We start from the raw sequence: 17,725 nt of genomic DNA on the forward strand, positions 1-17,725 counted from the left end.
CCCGCCGGGCATTCTGCGAAAACCGCACGCGTCGCTCCCGAAGCTCGGAGATATCAGACGTAGATTACGCACGAAGGGGCGCAACGTGCCGTGGCGACGCGCTTTCGAAATGTCGCCGATATCAAAGTGTTATCGCCGCGTGGCAGGCTCCGGCGCGTCCCGCGGGTGGCTCGCCAGCTCGGCGGCGCGATGCGCGGCGGCGACGATGCCCTGATATCCGGTGCACCGGCAGTTGTCGCGCAACAACGCGGTCAGCGACACCACGAATCTCGGGGTGCAGAAGCCGCATTGCAGGCCATGGCATTCGCGCAGCGCCGACTGCACCGGTGACAACGTGCCGTCTGGCGCCGCGATGCCCTCGACGGTCGTCACCTCCATTCCGTCCGCCTGCACCGCGAACATCAAGCACGACCGCACCGCGTCGCCGTCCAGCAGCACCGAACACGCACCGCACACCCCGTGTTCGCAACCGAGATGCGTGCCGGTCAGCCCGCACTTGTCGCGCAGAAAGTCGGCCAGCGTCATCCGCGGCTCGACGGTTGCGACGATCGGAGTTCCGTTGACCGACAAGCGGACTGATTGCTCATGCATGAGGTGCTCCCGAGGCTTGGTCGACGGCTTGGGCCCAGGCACGCGCGGTCATCGCGGCGCCCACCTGGCGGCGATACGACTCCGACCCCTGCAGATCGGTGGGAATCGCGTCGAGCCCCGTCATCGCGGCCCGGCCTACCTCGTCGGCGGTCACGTCGCCGACCGGCCGTCCGGTCACGGCCGCCTCCGCCGCGGCAGCGCGCAGCGGTGTGGGGCCCAGACCGAGCAGGCCGATCGCGCAGCGCGAGACCCGGTCATCGTCGTCGAGCGCCACCGCGACCAGCGCGCCGGCGATCGCGAAATCGCCATGGCGGCGCGAAAACTCGTGCATCGAGAACCGGACCTGTCGTTCCACACGGGAAACCGGACTCCGGTCAGGACCTCGTCGGGTGCCATCGTGGTCTCCCACACGCCGGTGAAGAAGTCGGCGGCGGCGATCTCTCGCCGCCCGCGCGGGGAAAGCACTTCCATCGTCGCGTCCAGCGTCAGTGCGACGGCCGGGTATTCGCCGGCCGCGTCGGCATGTGCGATCGATCCGCCGAGGGTGCCGCGGTTGCGGATCTGGAAGTGGCCGATGAACGGCGTCACCCGGGTCAGCAGCGGAACCGCTTGGCGGACTTGGGCATCGGCGCCCACCTTGGCCTCGGTGGTCCCGGCGCCGATCCACAGCTCTTGGCCCCGGTGTTCGATGCCCTGCAATTCGCGCAGCCGGGCGATGTCGATCAGGTGGTCGAAGTAAGCCAGCCGCATCGACAGCATCGGGATCAGGCTCTGACCACCGGCCAGGATCTTCGCCCCGTCGCCGTGCTCGGCCAGCAGTCCCACCGCGTCTTCGACGGTGTCGGGGCGGTGGTAGTCGAACGTCGCGGGCTTCATCGGTTCGCCTCGGCCAGCAATGCGGCGATCGACGCCGGGCTGGCCGGCAGCCGGGTGATCGTCACGCGCAGCGGTGCCAGCGCGTCGTTGATCGCGTTGATCACCGCGGGCACCGAGCCGATGGCCCCGCCCTCACCGGCACCCTTGTATCCGCCCGGCCCCGGCCCGGGGATCTCGACGTGGCCGAACTCGATCGGCGGGACCTCGGTGGCCGTGGGCAGCAGATAGTCGACGAAAGTCGTTGACAGCGGGTTGCCGTCGTCGTCGTAGACCATGTCCTTCGTCAGCGCGCCGCCGATGCCCTGCACGGTTCCGCCGGCGATCTGGCCCTCCACGACCGCGGGGTTGATCATCGGGCCCACGTCCTTGCTGACGATGTAGCGCAGCAGCGTGACCCTGCCGGTCTCGACGTCCACCTCGCAGGTGCAGGCATGAGTTGCGTTGGACCACAGGATCGGTGCCGTGGTGACGTAGCGCGCGGTGGCCTCCAGTGACGTTCCCGCCGGCAGCTGCTGTGGCGAGTAGTACGCGGTGTAGGCCAGTTCGCCGAAGGTCACTTTCTTCGACGAGTCGCCGCGCACCGTGGCGGTTGAATGTGCCAGTTCCACTTCGGGTTCGGCGACCTTGAGGTGGTGTGCGGCCAGGGAGAGGATCTTCTGCCGCAGGATCGCGCCGGCTTCCGCGACCGCCCCGGCGGTCATCGGCCCGCTGCGGCCGCCCTGCGTCCCGGCGCCGTAAGGGGTGATCGCGGTGTCTCCCTGAATGGTGGCCACGTCGTCGATGTCGGCACCCAGCGCGTCGGCGGTCAGCTGAATCACCGTGGTTTCCAAGCTGTTTCCGCTCGATCCACCGTTGACGTAGACGTTGATCTTGCCGGTCGGCTCCATCGTGATGGTGGCGGCCTCGGTGCCCAGGTGACCGGTGCCCGCGCTCGTGGGCTCGATGTACGCCGAGAATCCGAGACCCAGGTAGCGGCCCTGGGCCAGCGCCTCGCGCTGCTCCTTGCGAAAACCTTCGTGGTCGAGGATTTTCACGGCCTGCTCGCCGCAATTGACAGCGTCGGTGCCAGAGAACCGTTGCCGATTGCCAGCGTGCCGGCCAGCGGACTGTCACCGATCTTGTCGATGAGCTCCCGGGCGGCGGTTCGGCTGTGGTAGTCGACCGTCGCGTCGGCACCCAGCGAGTGGAGGTAGCCGAAGTTGTGCGGCGAGGAGGTGGCAACGACGCGGTAACCGGCATGGCGCGCCAACTGGATCGCGTTACTGCCCACGCTGGTAGACCCGCCCCATACCAGGACTGTCTCGCCGCGGTCTGTGGGATCGGTGGTGGGCAGCCGCAGCGCGAGCTGATCCCGCTGAAACATGCCCGATGCCGCGGTCGAAACTGACATCGGCAGCACAGCAGCGCGCTCGAAGGGCAGATCGTCAGGAATGGGCGTAACCATGTGCTGCATGAGCACGACGTAAAGTTGGAAGGCGCCTTCCGCGGCCCGGTTACGGTCGCGGTCGATCCCTACCGCGTGGCCAACCACGCGATTGCCCGGCCGCAGCCGGGTCACTTCGGATCCAACTTCGACGACTTCGCCGGCCACGTCGGAGCCGACGACGGCGGGAAACGTCAGCCACGGCAGGATCACCCGGTAGGCGAACCCGGGCATCGCGTCGATCGGGTTCACTGCAATCGCATGTGCGCGCACGACCACCTCATTGGCCGTGGGCCCGGTGTAGGGGGCGGGTCCGACCTCGAATCCGCCTCGGGCCTTGGGCAGCCACAGCGCCATGTTCTCGGGAGTCATCTCGGGTGCTCCTTGCTTGTTATCGACCGTCTGGGCAACTCAGAACATCACCCAGGGCATACATCGATGTCAGAACCTGACATCAGAATAACACAATCGACGTAGGCTGTCATCACTGATTACTAAGGCCGACGTGGAAAAGCTTTGCGCGCTGCGGTCAGTGCCGGCTCGGCGCCGACGTCCGGCCTGCGGCCAGCGCTTTGAGTTCGCCGAGCGATTCGTCGATCAGCTGTGCCAACGTGCGCTCGTTGATGTCGTCGACCCAGCGGTCGAACGCGATCTTGAAGACCGCGACCCCAGCTTCTGCGGCCAGGCTCGCGACCGGTTCTGCGACGCCTCGCTGACGGAGCGCCTCGGCCATACTCGAGGCGAGCTTTGCGAGCTTGATCAATTCGCGTTCCTGAAGCGCCGTGTTGGCGGCAATGACTGCTTGGCGCTGCCTGGGCTGCTCGCGCGGGCGCCCCTCGGATAAAATGCCGAAAACCTTCAGCCCGGCAGCGACGGCGTCGAGCGGCGCTGCGTGGTCTGGGGCGCTGGCAACGGCTTGCACGAACAAGTCACGTAGGGCCTCTTCACCCCCAAACAATACCTCGCGCTTGTCGGCGAAGTGCCGATAAAACGTGCGTTCCGTCAACCCTGCGCGCTGAGCAATCTCCGCGACGGTGGTCTGGTCGAATCCGCGGTGGCTGTAGAGGTCTAAGGCCGCTTGCTCGAGGCGGCCACGCGCGTTGGGTTCCCACCGGCCCATATTTACCGACTCTAGTTGATGACAGCGGCTGATATCACTCCATCATGATGTCAGGTCCTCAAGGCGTGCGGGTGAGCTCGGCGTGGTGGAAGCCATCGCGCTGACCGCCGTTTCGCATCCGTTCCATGACTAAGAGCCGAGTTCCTATGTCGCGCATCAGGCTTGCGGTGTCAGGCGCCCAGCGATGTTCGCAGGCCTGAATAGGTCGCCTCACCGTCGACGCGCAGCGCTAGCGATAACACCACCGGTGTAGCGTCAACGTCGGTGATGACAGTGTATGGCATCACTGATATAGTCATGTCAGATGCGGACATAGCATCGAGGCCTGATGGGCTAAGGCAGTTCGATCCGCCGCCAATCATCGGCTCGGATTCACAGGTCATCGCATATTTCCAAGCGGCGAAACGATCTCAAGGAAGGCCGAAGATGACGCAATATGACGGGCGGCGTGTGGTGATCACCGGTGGGACAAGCGGAATGGGGTTAGCCACTGCAAAGCTGTTGCTCGACAAAGGAGCTCGCGTCCTAGTCACCGGCCGGTCCCAGGCCGCAGTGCATTCCGCCCGTGACACCCTCGGACCGAATGCGATTGCAATCCAAAGCGACGCCACCTCAACGCTCGACATCGATGCCCTCGCCGACCGGGCGAAAGCCGAATTCGGCGGCATCGACCTACTGTTCGTAAACGCCGGTTCGACCCGCTTCGTGCCGTTCCAGGATATGACTGAGGCGGTCTACGACGACTTGTTGACCCTCAACACGAAGGCGCCATATTTCACCGTGCAGAGATTGGTCCCGCTCATGGCCGAGGGCAGTGCGATAGTGCTGACCACCTCGGTCGTGAACGTAATGGGGCTACCACTGGTCAGCGCCTACTCGGCCAGCAAGGCGGCGTTGCGCTCGATGGCGCGCACCCTGGCCGTCGAACTGCTGCCGCGGGGCATTCGCGTCAACGCGGTAAGCCCCGGTCCCATAGACACGACGATTCTCGCCAAAGCGATGCCACTCGAGGACGCGGAGCAGACGAAATACCAGATGGCCCAGGATAATCCGATGAAACATCTCGGTCATCCCGACGAGGTCGCCAAGGCGGTAGCCTTCCTCGCCTTCGAAGCCACGTACACCACCGGAGCCGAATTCGCAGTCGACGGAGGTGCATCCCAACTATGAAACTAACATCAGCATTGTTAATGCGGACCGGCTCGGCACTGGTCGCGGCGCTCACAATCGCCTGCACCGCCGTGCCATCGGCGAGCGCGCAACCGGCGCCCAAGCAGCTCAAATACGTCGCCATGGGTGACTCCTACGCGGCGGCGCCATCGGTTCCAGAGCCCGCCCCGCCGCTAGGCTGCGGCAAATCGACCAATGACTATCCATCGGTTCTGGCGCGCCGGCTGGCGCCCAGCGATTTCATCGACGTAACCTGTGGCGGCGCCACCACGAATGACATCGTGCACCAAGCAGAACAGACACCGGCAGGTCCGGTGCCATTGCAGATCGATGCGGTGAGCAGTGACACCGCACTGATCACAGTCAGCATCGGCGGCGCCGATATCGGAATGTGGCCGATTGTGATGCACTGCAAGGCATCTTCGCCTGATGCCGCGCCGTGCACCGATCAATACCGTGACGGAGGCGATCAGCTTTCCGCACGAATCGACACCCAGGTGCCAGCGTGGACGGCGATGATCGATGCCTTAAAAGCCAAGGCGCCCAACGCGCGCATCATCCTGGTCGGTTACGGGACCTATATGCGCCCGGGTGGGTGCTTTCCCGAGCAGCCAATTCTCCCGCAAGACGGCGCCTACCTGCAATCCAAGGTTGACGAGATCGACGACCGGCGAAGGCAACTCGCGGCCGACAAGAAAATCGAGTACTTCGACACCAGACCCCTAACCGTCGGCCACGACGTATGCTCGGCGCCGGCCGACCGATACATAGAGGGCTACACCGTGCTGCATCCGGCACTGCCACTGCACCCGAACGCATCGGGCGAGGCCGCAATTAGGAAACGCGCTGACTGACTACGTTCGCTAGCCGGCGGCTGAGCCGTTAGGATTTGCGCCGTTGCGGCGACTGCCTGCCACGCTTTTCGTCGGTCCCGGCGGTGAACGAGCGCACGTAGTCCACGGCGGCATTGACGGCGACGCGCAGCGGCGCCGCGTCACCGGTCGCGTGTGTGATCATCGCGCCACCCTGATGCGCAATGACCAGCGAAGCGGCCAGGTGTCGCGGGTCGGCGTCGGCGCGCAGGTCGCCGCGCTGACGCATCGCCGCAAGGCCGGTGTGAAACAGCTCGAGCCATAGGTCATAGCCATGGGCAAGGTCGTCACGCACTTCGTCGTCGGCGTCGATCAACTCGCCGGCCAGCGAACCGTAGATGCACCCGCCCCGCCGGTAGACGGTGTCGATGTCGGCGACGCAGGCGTCTGCCCACGCTTGCAGGTCCTCTATCCGGTCGAGCGCGCCGAGTCGCGGCTGGGTGTGAAACTTCACCACGTCGTCGCGGCGCGCGGCGATGACCTCGCGGGTCAGGTCGCGTTTGCCGCGGAAGTAGTGCGAGATCTGCGACCCTCCCACCCCGGCGGTGCTCCGCACCTCGTCGATGCTGGTGTTGCCCACGCCTCGCTCGAACATCAGCCGCGCGGCTGCCTCGATGATGCGTGCCCGGGTCGCCTGTCCCTTGCGGGTGAATCGTGGTGCATCGTCAGTCACGTTGCCGCCCTTGGCTTTTTGCGCCGCCGGCGGGGACGTCGCGGGGGCCGCGGCGTACGGTCGTCGGGATCGGCGGCAAACATTCGCAGGTAGTTGACCGCGAACCGGGTGGCATCGGCATGCGGCCACTCCGCGCGATAGGTGAAGGCCAACGTGGCGCCACCCTGGTGGGCGCTGATCATCGCGAGCGCCAACAGTCGCGGATCGGCGCTCGCGATCAGCAGTCCGGTGTTCTTCATCCGCAGGATCGCCGCTTCCAGCAACTCCACCCACTGCCAGTAGCCGGCTGCCAAGGTGGCGCGCGTTGCGTCGTCGGACTTGGCCAACTGCGCGGTCAGCGCGTGATATGTCGGTGTGCCACCGGAGGTTCCGATGCGGCGGAGGTAGCGCATGTTCAGACTGATCCAACGCTCGAAGTCGTCGAACGAGTCCAGGTCGCCGAGTACCGGCTGACGGTGGAAGTCCAGGACCACGCCGATCTGGTGCCTGATCACCGCGCGGATAAGGGCCCTCTTGTCGGCGAAATAGTAGGACAGCTGTGAGCCGCTGACCGACGCGGCCTTGCGCACGTTCTCCATGTTGAAGGCCGACAGCCCCCCGGTCACGATCAACTGGGCGGCGGCCTGCACAATTCTGTCGCGGGTGGCACGCCCCTTGGCGGTCAACCGTTGTTCGTCAAGAACATCGGGATGGGCCATCGCGTCAGGCTAGCCCGCCAACGGCCCGGATTATGGGATATGCAGCCCATTGCCCGGCCGTGCCGCTCGCGGGCCGCGGTCAGGCGAGCACCCGATCCCCGAGGAAGTCGCGGATCAGGCCGGCGACTTCGTCGAGTGCGGATTCCAACAGGAAATGCCCGCCGTCGAGCAAATGAATCTGCGCGTCGGACAGGTCGTCGGCGAAGGCTTCGACACCGGCGGGGCCGAAGATCTCGTCGCCCCGGCCCCACACCGCCAGCAGCGGAACCCGACTCATGCGAAAGTACTTGTGCACCAGCGGGTACATCGGCGCGTTGGTGGCGTAGTCGCGAAACAGCTTGAGTTGCACCAGGTCGTTGCCGGGGCGCGACAGCAAGGCGAAATCGTGATGCCAGCACTCGGGATCGACCAATGTCTCGTCGGCTACTCCGACAAATGAGAATGCGGTTTCCACTTTTCGGAAGGCCGTTATACGGTTCAGTCAGCATTGTTCTTTTGGCGCATGACGGAGGACCCCTCGATGCAGAAGGCACTCGCTCCCGAAATCTCGACCTGGCCCGACGAGAATCCGCAGCTGATTGGTAGTCGATGCGGGGATTGCGGTGCCACGACCTTTCCGGTGCAGCAGCACTGCCCGCGCTGCAGCGACGCGCGATGAGCGACGTGCTGTTGCCGCGGACCGGAACCGTGGTGGCCTGGACGACCCAGGGCTTCCCGCCCGGGGCCCCGTACGCCGGACCCACCGGCAAGGACTTCGTGCCGTTCGGCGTGGGCCTGGTCCAGTTGGGTGACGTGATCCGGGTCGAGGGACGGCTGACCGAGAACGACCCGCCAAGCTGAAGTTCGGCCAAAAGGGCGAGCTCAGCATGGTGCCGTTCACCACCGACGCGGACGGCAACGAGATCATCACCTTCGCCTTCCAGCCGGTGTGACAAGGAGCCCTGAGATGACGAACGACGTAGCCATCATCGGGGTGCGCCTGCACCCCTTCGGCCGGTTCGACAAGACCGCGATGCAGATGGGCGCCGAGGCGATCCAGTCCGCTTTGACCGACGCCGGCGTCGAGTGGAAAGACATCCAGTTCGGCTTCGGCGGCAGCCACGAGGTTTCCAACCCCGATGCGGTCACCCGCCTGGTCGGGCTGACCGGCATCACGTTCACCAATGTCTTCAACGCCTGCGCCACCGCGGCCAGCGCCATCCAGCAGACCGCCGACACCATCCGGCTGGGCAAGTACGACATCGGCATCGCCATCGGGTTGGACAAGCACCCGCGCGGGGCGTTCACCGACGACCCGGCCAAGCTGGCGCTGCCGCAGTGGTACGCGCAGAACGGGCAGTTCGTCACCACCAAGTTCTTCGGGATGAAGGCCAACACGTACCTGCACGACCACAACATCTCGCAGGAGACGCTGGCGCGGGTGGCCAACAAGAACTTCTGCAATGGCGCACTGAACCCGAATGCCTTCCGGCGCAAGGAGATCTCCGTCGAAGAGATCCTCAACTCGAATGTGCTCAACTACCCGCTGACGCAGTACATGTTCTGCGCTCCCGATGAGGGTGCCGCCGCGGTCATCATGTGCCGCGCCGACATCGCGCACAGATACACCGACAAGCCGGTATATGTGCGCGCGTGCGAAATCCGCACCTGCACCTTCGGCGCGTACGAAGTGCATGCCACGTTCGCACCGCTCGACGAGGACGTCTCGCCCACGGTGTATGCGTCCAAGGCGGCCTACGAGGCCACCGGCATCGGGCCCGAGGACGTCGACGTCGCCCAGCTACAGGCCACCGACGCCGGCAACGAGGTCATCCACATTGCCGAGACGGGTCTGTGTGCCGACGGTGAGCAGGAGAAGTTGCTGGCCGACGGCGCCACCGAGATACACGGATCGATGCCGGTGAACACCACGGCGGGTTGATCGCCAACGGCGAGCCGATCGGCGCCTCGGGACTGCGTCAGATGCACGAGCTGGTGCGTCAGCTGCGCGGGGAGGCGGGCGAGCGTCAGGTGCCGGGTAACCCGCGGGTCGGTCTGGCGCAGGTGTACGGCGCTCCGGGCACCGCATCGGCAACCATCCTGTCGCTCTGAAATCGCCGCTCCCGCAACCTTGCTGGCGCTCGGCTACGCGACGTATTCGGGTAAGGCGATGTCGTCCCGGAATTCGCTGCGGACAACCCACTGAGCCAGCCCCGGAACGTTCAACAGTCTGGATACCAGATTGCGGGTCCACAGGCCCAACGCCGTTTTAGGCGCGAACATCGCGGCGAATTCGCGGGCCGACCGCTGTCTGGCCTCGACGATCGGGCGCAGCTGCCGTTCATAGCGCCGAAACGCATCCCGGTAATCGCCGTCGGCGCGGTGGAGTTCGCCCGCCAGGAGGTAGGCCTGCACCATCGCTAGGCCCGCCCCCTCGCCCGCCAGCAGCGAGACCGCGGCCGCGGCGTCGCCGATGAGCGCGACTCGCCCGTTCGACCAGTGGTCCATCACGATTTGGCTGGCGCGGTCGAACTAGACATCGGAGGCGCCGTCGAGTCGGCGCAGGATCTCCGGACATTCCCAGCCGGCGTGGCCGAAGACGTGATGCAGGGCCTCCTTGACTTGCGACACATCCCGCAGATCGGGCCCGCCGGTGTATTCGCCGTCGAAAACGAAGAGGAATAGCGTCTTTTCGTCGCGCATCGCGAAGCCTACACCATGCGCCCCGGCATGGTGTAGGCAAGGTAGACGAGTTCATCACGTGGCCGATAGCCCTCGGCTTCGAATGCCGCGACCCGGTAGCCGAGATCTCTCGCGAATTCGAATTCCGGGCCAAACACCAAGTCCCGCACCGGCGAATGGATGCCACCGGCTCCGATGAGCAGGTCGAATCGTCGTGACCCACCGCGCTCAAGTGCGACCCGCACGTCCGAGTCGTCCTGTGCGACGGCCGAAACGCTTTCCCTGAACAGGGTTTCGGCGCGCTGCTCGATGGAGCCATAGATGATGGCCGCCAAGTCACCGCGGGGGATGGATACGAATCGCCCATCGAGGCCGCGCCGGAACAGCTCGGCCGAAAACCCTCCCACTCGTCGCGAATTCCGGTCCACGAGTCGGACTTCCCGTATCGCGTACCCGGCGGCGTGCAAATCTGCGGTGAGTCCCATCCGTTCGGCAACGGTGTATCCGTCGCCCCAAAAGTCCACGACATAGCCGTCGGTGCGGAGTCTCGGCGCCTTCTCGATCAGCGTCGGCTGGTGTCCATAGTGCGACAGCCAATACGCAAGCGTAGGGCCGCCGATGCCGGCACCGACAATTGCGATCTGCATGTGCCCACCCCTGCCAACGGACGGAGTTAGCGACTACTATAGCACTAGTAAATAGTTGCAGTAGTGCATATATTGATGTTCCCCCGGAAGGGGGGTGCCGTGCTGAAGGAACTCGCGGGCATGCCCGCCGGCATTCCGGCGCTCGAGGCCGTCGGGACCGTGACGGCGGCAGATTACGAGCGAGTCTTTGCTCCGATGGTTGATCGTATCGGCCGGGCGGGAGGCCGGATGCGGCTGCTCTACCAGTTCGGGGCGGGCTTCGAGCGCATCACGGCGGGAGCGCTGTGGGCCGATACGCGACCCGGGTTGAAGTATGTGCGATTGCTCGACGGCTGTGCTGTCGTCAGTTACATTCGGTGGATTCGGGCACCGAGCCACGCCATCGGCACCTGGATGCCGTGTCCGACTCAGGTGTACGACGACGACGCCGCCGCGTGGCTGACGTCGCTACCGGAACGCGCCGAGGAGACCGCCAAGGCTTTCGTCGGCGGAATCGGTGCTGGCGCAGTGAGCTTTGGCGGGCTGGTCGTCAAATCGCCGGCCCCAGAAGGTCATCCGCGTCGCGGATGATGTAGCCGTAGCCCTGCTCGGCCAGGAAGCGCTGCCGGTGCGCGGCGTAATCGGCGTCCAGGCTGTCCCGCGCCACCACCGAATAGAAGATGGCGCCACCACCGTCGGCCTTGGGCCGCAGCAACCTGCCCAGCCGTTGGGCCTCTTCTTGCCGCGAGCCGAAGGTACCCGAAACCTGCACCGCCACTGAGGCTTCGGGCAAATCGATGGAGAAGTTGGCGACCTTGGACACCACCAGCGTCGATATCTCGCCGGTACGGAAGGCCTCGAACAACGCCTCGCGTTCCTTGGTTTTCGTCGACCCCTGGATCACCGGCGCGTTCAGCTCGGTGCCGAGCTCGTCGAGCTGGTCAAGATAGGCGCCGATCACCAGGGTCTGCTCGCCGGGGTGCTTCGCCAGAATCGACTTCACCACAGCGATTTTGGTGTGCACGGTCGAGCACAGCTTGTAACGCTCTTCGGGTTCGGCGGTGGCGTACATCATTCGCTCGTTGTCGGTCATCGTGACCCGGACCTCGACACACTCGGCCGGCGCGATCCAGCCCTGCGCCTCGATGTCCTTCCACGGGGCGTCATAGCGCTTCGGGCCGATCAGCGAGAACACGTCGCCCTCACGGCCGTCCTCGCGGATCAGCGTGGCGGTCAGGCCGAGCCGTCGCTTGGACTGCAGGTCGGCGGTCATCCGGAACACGGGCGCGGGCAGCAGGTGTACCTCGTCGTAGACGATCAGCCCCCAGTCCCGGCTGTCGAAGAGTTCGAGATGGCGGTATTCGCCCTTACTGCGGCGGGTGATCATCTGGTAAGTCGAGATCGTGACGGGCCGGATTTCCTTGCGCTCGCCCGAATATTCACCGATTTCGTCCTCGGTCAGCGAGGTGCGGGCGACGAGTTCGCGTTTCCATTGCCGGGCGGCAACGATGTTGGTGACCAGGATCAGCGTCGTCGCACTGGCTTTGGCCATCGCGGCCGCGCCGACCAGCGTCTTGCCGGCACCGCATGGAAGCACCACTACCCCGGAGCCGCCGGCCCAGAACGAGTCCGCGGCCAGCCGCTGATAATCGCGGAGCTCCCAGCCGTCGGGCTCCAGGCTGATAGGGTGCGCCTCGCCATCGACGTAGCCCGCGAGATCCTCTGCGGGCCAACCGATCTTGAGCAGCATCTGCTTGACCCGGCCGCGCTCGCTGCCGTGCACGACGACGGTGTCTTCGTCGATGCGGGCGCCCAGCATCGGCGCGATCTTCTTGTTGCGCAACACCTCTTCGAGCACCGCGCGATCCAGGCTCACCAGGGTCAGGCCGTGTGCCGGGTTCTTGACCAGTTGCAGCCGCCCGTAGCGGGCCATGGTGTCGACGATGTCGACCAGCAACGGCTGCGGCACCGCGTAGCGCGAGAAACTGACCAGCGCGTCGACGACATGCTCGGCGTCGTGGCCTGCAGCGCGGGCGTTCCACAGCGCCAGCGGCGTGACGCGGTAGGCGTGCACGTGTTCGGGCGCGCGCTCGAGCTCGGCGAACGGCGCAATGGCGGCGCGGGCCGCGTCGGCCAGCTCGTGGTCCACTTCCAGCAGCACCGTCTTGTCGGACTGCACGATCAATGGTCCGTCGGTCATAGGCTCATTATCCGGACTCGGTCGACACCACCGACGTGATGCGGTGGATCGCGAAATCACGCAGCCGTCCCGACGCCGAATCGAACGCCACCAGCTGACCGCCCCGCACGGCGATCGGCGACACCATCCGCTGGCTGGCCACACCCGCGGCGTCCAGGTAGCCGATCACCAGCGTGTCCTGATTCGCGGCGGCGTCGGCCAGCAGCGACATCGCCAGCGCCGGGTCGACGCGGCTGTTGCCGAACGGCGCGGTGGTCACCTTCCGCAGCACCGAGACCACCGCGTTGAGCGTCTCGGTGTTGGGCCGCGGGGCCGGACGGTAGGGCCGGCGCTGCTGCGGCGTGGGCACCCGGGCTCGCAGCGGGCGGACGTCGACGATGGCCCCGGTGGAGTCCTCGGCGGCCGGGGCGAAACCCGCGGCCCGAAGTGTGGCGAGCATCTCGGCGATCGGCGCGGAGGATACCGCCACCGTCGGTGCCAGGGCCCGCAGCTGCAGGTCCTCGCCCGCCGCGACGGCCTGGGCCAGCAGCGCCGGGTCCTCGCAGCGCACGAACGATGCGGCCATACCGATGCGAAGTTGGCCGTGCCGGCGTGCTACGTCGTCGATGAGGTACGTGAGTCCTTGCGGCACCGGCGTTTTGGAGTGGTCGGCAAAAAAGGCGTGCATCCAGTCGCGGGTCTTGCCGACATCGAGTGCGTGGCGGATCGACTGCTCGCTGATGCGGTACACCATCGCCGCTCCGGCCGACTCGACGTTGGCCACCGTCGCCAGCTCGTCGGCGAGGTCGCGCTGCAGCGGCCCGGGCACCACGACCGTCAGGTCGGCCTGCATCAGGAAGTGGTCGATCGGTTTGGGCAGTGCCCGCGCCATCGCGTCGACGGTGGCGGAGAAGTCGACGCCTTCTGCCAGCAGCGCGCGGCCGGGCGTGCTGATCGCCCCGCGGCCCACGAGGCCCAGCGCATGGCCTTCGGCCAGCAGATCGGCGACCGGTCCGGGTTGCAGCCGCCGGGTCCAGCGCGGGCGCCGCCAGATGAGCGCCGCCGACGCCGTGGCGGCATCGACGCCCGCGCCGACGGGCAGGTCGGCAAGCAGGTCCAGCAGCAACCGCCGGTCCAGTGGAGCTGCCGTCGAGTACAGCGAATCCGACAGGGCCGCATAGGGTTTGCCGTCCGGGCCGCGGCCGCCGATCAGCGCCGGGCGGCCCGGAAGGTCAAGCCAGGCGCTGGCCAGCAGGTGCCACCGCTGGGCCGCGGCCATCGCGGCGAACCGGTCGGCGGCCGCCGTCGGCGCCCAGTACAGGCCGTCCGCGTTCTCGGGTTCCGGATCGGGGGTGCCGTTGGCGATCAGCCCGGCCGCGGCCGCGACCTCGAGCGCCAGGCCGAGCCGGGCCTCGTCGATGCCGGTCACCTTGGCCAGCCGCTTGACTTCGCGGACTCCCAGACCGCCGCTGCGCAGTTCGGAAACCGGTGTGGTGCCAAGGTTTTCCAGCAGCACGTCGAATTCCCGCAGCAGGTCGATGACGGCTCCGGCCGCCGCGGCGTCCACGTCGGCGGATGTGGTGGTCGACACCACCGGGTCGGGGGCCTTCAGCTGCATCGGGCCGGGCTGCTCGCCGCGCAGCACCTGCGCGACGTGGCGGGGCAAGATCACCGTCTCGGCATCGACCCGCCGCAGCAGTCCCATGCCCAGCAGCTGCGGCACCGGCCGATCCGCCGGGGCACCGGGTGCGGCGTCGCGGGTGCGTCCCATCGGGGAGCCTTCCAGCAGCTTGTCCAGCACGTCGCGCTGCGCCTGGCTCAGGCCGTCGATCAACTCCGCAAGCTGTGCACCGCTGCGGGACGTGTCCTCGAGCGTCACCTGTCCCGGGTGCCAAGGCAGTGCCATGCCGGTATCGGCGGCCAGCCGGGTCGCGGCATCGCCCCACACCAGGGCCCGCCGCCGCAGGTCGTCGAGCGCGTCGAGCACGTCGGCCTCCGGCGCCCGGTCGCCGATCAGCGCCAGCAGCTTCGCGATCGGCACCGGCGCGGTGTCGGCGTGCAGCACCAGCAACGCGTCCAGCACCGCCAGCCGCAGAAAGTCGAGTTCGTCGGTGGCAGCCTTGACCGACTGCCGGGCCCCGGCACGCGCGGCCAGGGCCGCGATGTTGCCGGGTGGCGGCTGGGCCAGGTCCGGACGCAGTTCCAGCAGTTGGATCAGCCGCTCGTCGGGCAAGTCGGCCAGCCAGGACCCCAGCGGGATATCCGGGGTGTTGTCGGTCATTGCTGACCAGGGTAAAGCAGCCTGCGGTTGCTCCGGCGCGGCGAGCGCGCACCAGCTGCTGCCCGGCGGTTGTGGGGAAGAAGTCCGAAAGTGCGGCCCGGTCACCCCGCCCTGGACTTGGCGCTCGTCGTCGCGGTCGGCCCACACGCAACGCAGCGGAGGCGGCGGGAATTCTAAAGTAGCGGGAACTGATCGATAGGCTGCGACGACTTGTATCTGCGTGGACACCGGGTCCGCCAGGAGGTGAAGGGCCACGATGTCAATGACGACCACAGCGGGCGACGAGCATCGTCTGCGGGTCCGGCGGATACAACTCGAGGTCAGCGGGATGTCCTGTGCCGCCTGCGCCAACCGAGTCGAGTTGGCGCTCAACAAGCTGCCGGGGGTCCGGGCCTCGGTCAACTTCGCCACCCGGGTCGCCACCATAGACGCCGGTGAGGGGGCCCAACCCGACGCGCTGTGCGAGGCCATCCACAACGCCGGCTTTGACGCCGTGCTGCGCAAGCCGGGCGGCAAGGATGGTAGCGATCCCGATGCCGACCACTCCCGGTACTTGCTGCTGCGGTTAGCGGTCGCCGCTGTGCTGTTCGTCCCGTTGGCCGACTTATCGGTGATGGTCGCCGTCGTGCCCAGCACCCGATTTACCGGCTGGCAGTGGGTGCTGACGGCGTTGGCCATCCCGGTCGTGGGTTGGGCCGCGTGGCCATTCCACCGAGTGGCGGTACGCAATGCGCGCCACCGCAGCGCGTCGATGGAGACGTTGATCTCGGTAGGTATCACGGCCGCCACCCTCTGGTCGCTTTACACCGTCTTCCTGGGACACCAATCCACCCAGCGCAGGGGTATCTGGCAGGCACTGCTGGGTAGCGACGCCATCTACTTCGAGGTGGCCGCGGGTGTCACCGTATTCGTATTGGCGGGGCGGTATTTCGAGGCTCGCGCGAAATCCAGGGCGGGCGGCGCCATGCGGGCCCTGGCGGCGCTGAGCGCAAAGGACGTCGCGGTGTTGCAGCCCGACGGGTCGGAGATGGTCATCCCGGTGGATGAGCTCAAAGAACAACACCGCTTTGTGATCCGGCCAGGCCAGACGATCGCTGCCGACGGCCTCGTTGTCGAGGGATCCGCCGCCGTGGATATGAGCGCGATGACCGGCGAGGCCAAGCCGGTCCGGGTGAGTTCTGGTGCAAAGGTCATCGGCGGCACGACCGTGCTCGACGGCAGGCTGATCGTGGAGGCCGCCGCGGTGGGTGGGGACACCCAATTCGCGGGCATGGTTCGTCTGGTCGAGCAGGCGCAGACGCAGAAGGCCGACGCGCAGCGACTCGCCGACCGCATCGCCTCGGTGTTTGTTCCTTGCGTGTTCGCCTTGGCCGCGATGACCGCCGCCGGATGGCTGATCGCCGGGGGACAACCTGATCGGGCGTTCTCGGCCGCCCTCGCCGTGCTCGTCATCGCCTGCCCGTGCGCGCTGGGACTGGCGACGCCGACCGCCATGATGGTGGCCTCCGGCCGCGGCGCCCAGCTCGGCATTTTCCTCAAGGGCTACCAGTCGTTGGAGGCCACCCGCGCCGTCGACACCGTCGTGTTCGACAAGACCGGCACATTGACGACGGGCCAGTTGAAGGTCAGCGCCGTGACGGCCGCAGCCGGCTGGGACAACGACGAGGTGCTCGCGTTGGCGGCGACAGTGGAAGCAGCGTCCGAGCACGCGGTCGGGCTCGCGATTGCTGGCGCGACGACCCGTCGAGAAACGGTCACCGACTTCCGTGCGGTAGCCGGCCGCGGGGTGAGCGGCACCGTTGCCGGCCGGATTGTGCGGGTCGGCAAGCCGTCGTGGGTCGCGCCGCGGTCCGGCTCATCGGCGATGATCAGTGCTCGGCGTGGCGCCGAATCACGCGGTGAAACAGTGGTTTTCGTGGAGATCGACGGTGAGCTGTGTGGCGTGATCGCGGTGGCCGATGCGGTGAAGGAGTCAGCCGCTGATGCGGTGCGGGCGTTGCACGACCGCGGTCTGAAAACCATGTTGTTGACCGGCGACAACCCGGCGGCGGCCGCCGCCGTGGGCGTCCGCGTCGGTATCGATGAGGTGGTCGCCGATGTGCTGCCGGAAGGCAAAGTCGACGTCATCGAGCAGCTGCGTGATCGCGGACGGGTGGTCGCGATGGTCGGTGACGGCATCAACGACGCACCCGCCCTCGCCTGTGCCGACCTGGGCATGGCTATCGGCCGCGGCACCGACGTCGCGATCGGCGCCGCCGAGGTTATCCTCGTCCGGGACAACCTCGACGTCGTACCTCTCGCGCTGGAACTGGCCAACGCGACGATGCGCACCGTTCGGATGAACCTGGTCTGGGTGTTCGGCTACAACATCGCCGCCATTCCCATCGCGGCCTTCGGACTGCTCAACCCCCTGGTGGCCGGAGCGGCGATGGCGTTATCATCGTTCCTTGTCGTGTCAAATAGCCTGCGGCTGCGGAACTTCGGGTGATTCGAGACGGCGCTGATGCAACGCGCCAGACACCGCAGGACACGTTCGCGACGGCGAAGCAAGGTCT

11 protein-coding genes and 6 pseudogenes are annotated in these 17,725 nt (G+C 66.6%); 6 read left to right on the forward strand and 11 right to left on the reverse strand.

The window, feature by feature from the left end; translation table 11 throughout:
- Positions 1-129 precede the first annotated feature (129 nt).
- From T428_RS0111350 to T428_RS0111370, 5 genes and pseudogenes are all read right to left on the reverse strand, one after another.
- Positions 130-591 (reverse strand): (2Fe-2S)-binding protein, encoded by a 462-nt coding sequence (locus tag T428_RS0111350; RefSeq protein ID WP_025736575.1) that lies wholly within the window; start codon positions 589-591, stop codon positions 130-132.
- Positions 584-1,467, reverse strand: a pseudogene (locus tag T428_RS27355) (FAD binding domain-containing protein). Before T428_RS27355 ends, T428_RS0111350 begins: the two are co-directional and overlap by 8 nt.
- A pseudogene (locus tag T428_RS27360) lies at positions 1,464-2,510 on the reverse strand (molybdopterin cofactor-binding domain-containing protein); the annotation flags it as partial. The pseudogenes T428_RS27355 and T428_RS27360, both read right to left, overlap by 4 nt.
- Positions 2,498-3,262: an alcohol dehydrogenase catalytic domain-containing protein gene (locus tag T428_RS27365; protein ID WP_051465210.1), complete on the reverse strand. Its 765-nt coding sequence runs from the start codon at positions 3,260-3,262 to the stop codon at positions 2,498-2,500. The gene T428_RS27365 and the pseudogene T428_RS27360, both read right to left, overlap by 13 nt.
- 157 nt (positions 3,263-3,419) lie before the next feature.
- Positions 3,420-4,010 carry a TetR family transcriptional regulator gene (locus T428_RS0111370; protein ID WP_025736576.1) on the reverse strand — a complete coding sequence of 197 codons (591 nt, stop codon included), beginning with the start codon at positions 4,008-4,010 and terminating at the stop codon, positions 3,420-3,422.
- Positions 4,011-4,436: 426 nt separating this feature from the next.
- Here T428_RS0111370 and T428_RS0111375 point away from each other — a divergent pair, with 426 nt between their 5' ends.
- Positions 4,437-5,180, forward strand: a complete 744-nt coding sequence (locus tag T428_RS0111375; RefSeq protein ID WP_025736577.1) for an SDR family oxidoreductase — start codon at positions 4,437-4,439, stop codon at positions 5,178-5,180.
- The gene (locus T428_RS27370) at positions 5,177-6,034 is read left to right on the forward strand and encodes an SGNH/GDSL hydrolase family protein (protein ID WP_084298708.1); all 858 of its coding nucleotides are present in this window, start codon (positions 5,177-5,179) and stop codon (positions 6,032-6,034) included. The genes T428_RS0111375 and T428_RS27370 overlap by 4 nt, the downstream gene beginning before the upstream one ends.
- Positions 6,035-6,062: 28 nt before the next feature.
- On the opposite strand, the gene T428_RS0111385 is transcribed toward T428_RS27370, so the two are convergent.
- The 3 genes and pseudogenes from T428_RS0111385 to T428_RS0111395 form a co-directional block, all read right to left on the reverse strand.
- Positions 6,063-6,725: a TetR/AcrR family transcriptional regulator gene (locus T428_RS0111385; protein WP_025736578.1), complete on the reverse strand. Its 663-nt coding sequence runs from the start codon at positions 6,723-6,725 to the stop codon at positions 6,063-6,065.
- A complete protein-coding gene (locus tag T428_RS0111390; RefSeq protein ID WP_025736579.1) occupies positions 6,722-7,423 on the reverse strand; it encodes a TetR/AcrR family transcriptional regulator in 702 nt (233 codons plus the stop codon). Before T428_RS0111390 ends, T428_RS0111385 begins: the two co-directional genes overlap by 4 nt.
- Positions 7,424-7,502: 79 nt before the next feature.
- A pseudogene (locus T428_RS0111395) lies at positions 7,503-7,853 on the reverse strand (alpha/beta fold hydrolase); the annotation flags it as partial.
- A 90-nt stretch (positions 7,854-7,943) separates the two neighbouring features.
- Between T428_RS0111395 and T428_RS27375 the strand changes: the two are divergent.
- Positions 7,944-8,355: pseudogene (locus tag T428_RS27375) on the forward strand (Zn-ribbon domain-containing OB-fold protein).
- Between the two features lie 14 nt (positions 8,356-8,369).
- Positions 8,370-9,514 (forward strand): annotated as a pseudogene (locus tag T428_RS27380) (thiolase family protein).
- A 33-nt stretch (positions 9,515-9,547) separates the two neighbouring features.
- Here T428_RS27380 and T428_RS36080 read toward each other — a convergent pair.
- Positions 9,548-10,731: pseudogene (locus T428_RS36080) on the reverse strand (FAD-binding domain).
- A gap of 99 nt (positions 10,732-10,830) precedes the next feature.
- On the opposite strand from T428_RS36080, the gene T428_RS0111415 reads away from it, so the two are divergent.
- A complete protein-coding gene (locus tag T428_RS0111415) occupies positions 10,831-11,301 on the forward strand; it encodes a SpoIIAA family protein (protein ID WP_025736581.1) in 471 nt (156 codons plus the stop codon).
- Here T428_RS0111415 and T428_RS0111420 read toward each other — a convergent pair.
- Both T428_RS0111420 and T428_RS0111425 read right to left on the reverse strand, forming a co-directional pair.
- On the reverse strand, positions 11,261-12,910 hold the full coding sequence (locus tag T428_RS0111420) for a DNA repair helicase XPB (RefSeq protein ID WP_036467811.1): 1,650 nt from the start codon (positions 12,908-12,910) through the stop codon (positions 11,261-11,263). The two genes, T428_RS0111415 and T428_RS0111420, sit on opposite strands and share 41 nt — an antisense overlap.
- 7 nt (positions 12,911-12,917) lie before the next feature.
- Positions 12,918-15,170 (reverse strand): helicase-associated domain-containing protein, encoded by a 2,253-nt coding sequence (locus T428_RS0111425; protein WP_025736583.1) that lies wholly within the window; start codon positions 15,168-15,170, stop codon positions 12,918-12,920.
- Between the two features lie 262 nt (positions 15,171-15,432).
- On the opposite strand from T428_RS0111425, the gene T428_RS27390 reads away from it, so the two are divergent.
- Entirely contained in the window at positions 15,433-17,658 is a 2,226-nt protein-coding gene (locus T428_RS27390; protein ID WP_156942930.1) for a heavy metal translocating P-type ATPase, read from the forward strand.
- The last annotated feature ends 67 nt before the right edge of the window (positions 17,659-17,725 follow it).

It is taken from the genome of Mycobacterium genavense ATCC 51234 (genome assembly GCF_000526915.1).
Taxonomy (GTDB): domain Bacteria; phylum Actinomycetota; class Actinomycetes; order Mycobacteriales; family Mycobacteriaceae; genus Mycobacterium; species Mycobacterium genavense.

Bases quoted from the DNA above. Each gene is read 5' to 3' on its own strand.
- T428_RS0111375 (WP_025736577.1), top strand. From the start codon at position 4,437: ATGACGCAATATGACGGGCGGCGTGTGGTGATCACCGGTGGGACAAGC.
- T428_RS0111425 (WP_025736583.1), bottom strand. From the start codon at position 15,170: ATGACCGACAACACCCCGGATATCCCGCTGGGGTCCTGGCTGGCCGAC.
- T428_RS27370 (WP_084298708.1), top strand. From the start codon at position 5,177: ATGAAACTAACATCAGCATTGTTAATGCGGACCGGCTCGGCACTGGTC.
- T428_RS27390 (WP_156942930.1), top strand. From the start codon at position 15,433: ATGACGACCACAGCGGGCGACGAGCATCGTCTGCGGGTCCGGCGGATA.
- T428_RS0111390 (WP_025736579.1), bottom strand. From the start codon at position 7,423: ATGGCCCATCCCGATGTTCTTGACGAACAACGGTTGACCGCCAAGGGG.
- T428_RS0111420 (WP_036467811.1), bottom strand. From the start codon at position 12,910: ATGACCGACGGACCATTGATCGTGCAGTCCGACAAGACGGTGCTGCTG.
- T428_RS0111350 (WP_025736575.1), bottom strand. From the start codon at position 591: ATGCATGAGCAATCAGTCCGCTTGTCGGTCAACGGAACTCCGATCGTC.
- T428_RS0111370 (WP_025736576.1), bottom strand. From the start codon at position 4,010: ATGGGCCGGTGGGAACCCAACGCGCGTGGCCGCCTCGAGCAAGCGGCC.
- T428_RS27365 (WP_051465210.1), bottom strand. From the start codon at position 3,262: ATGACTCCCGAGAACATGGCGCTGTGGCTGCCCAAGGCCCGAGGCGGA.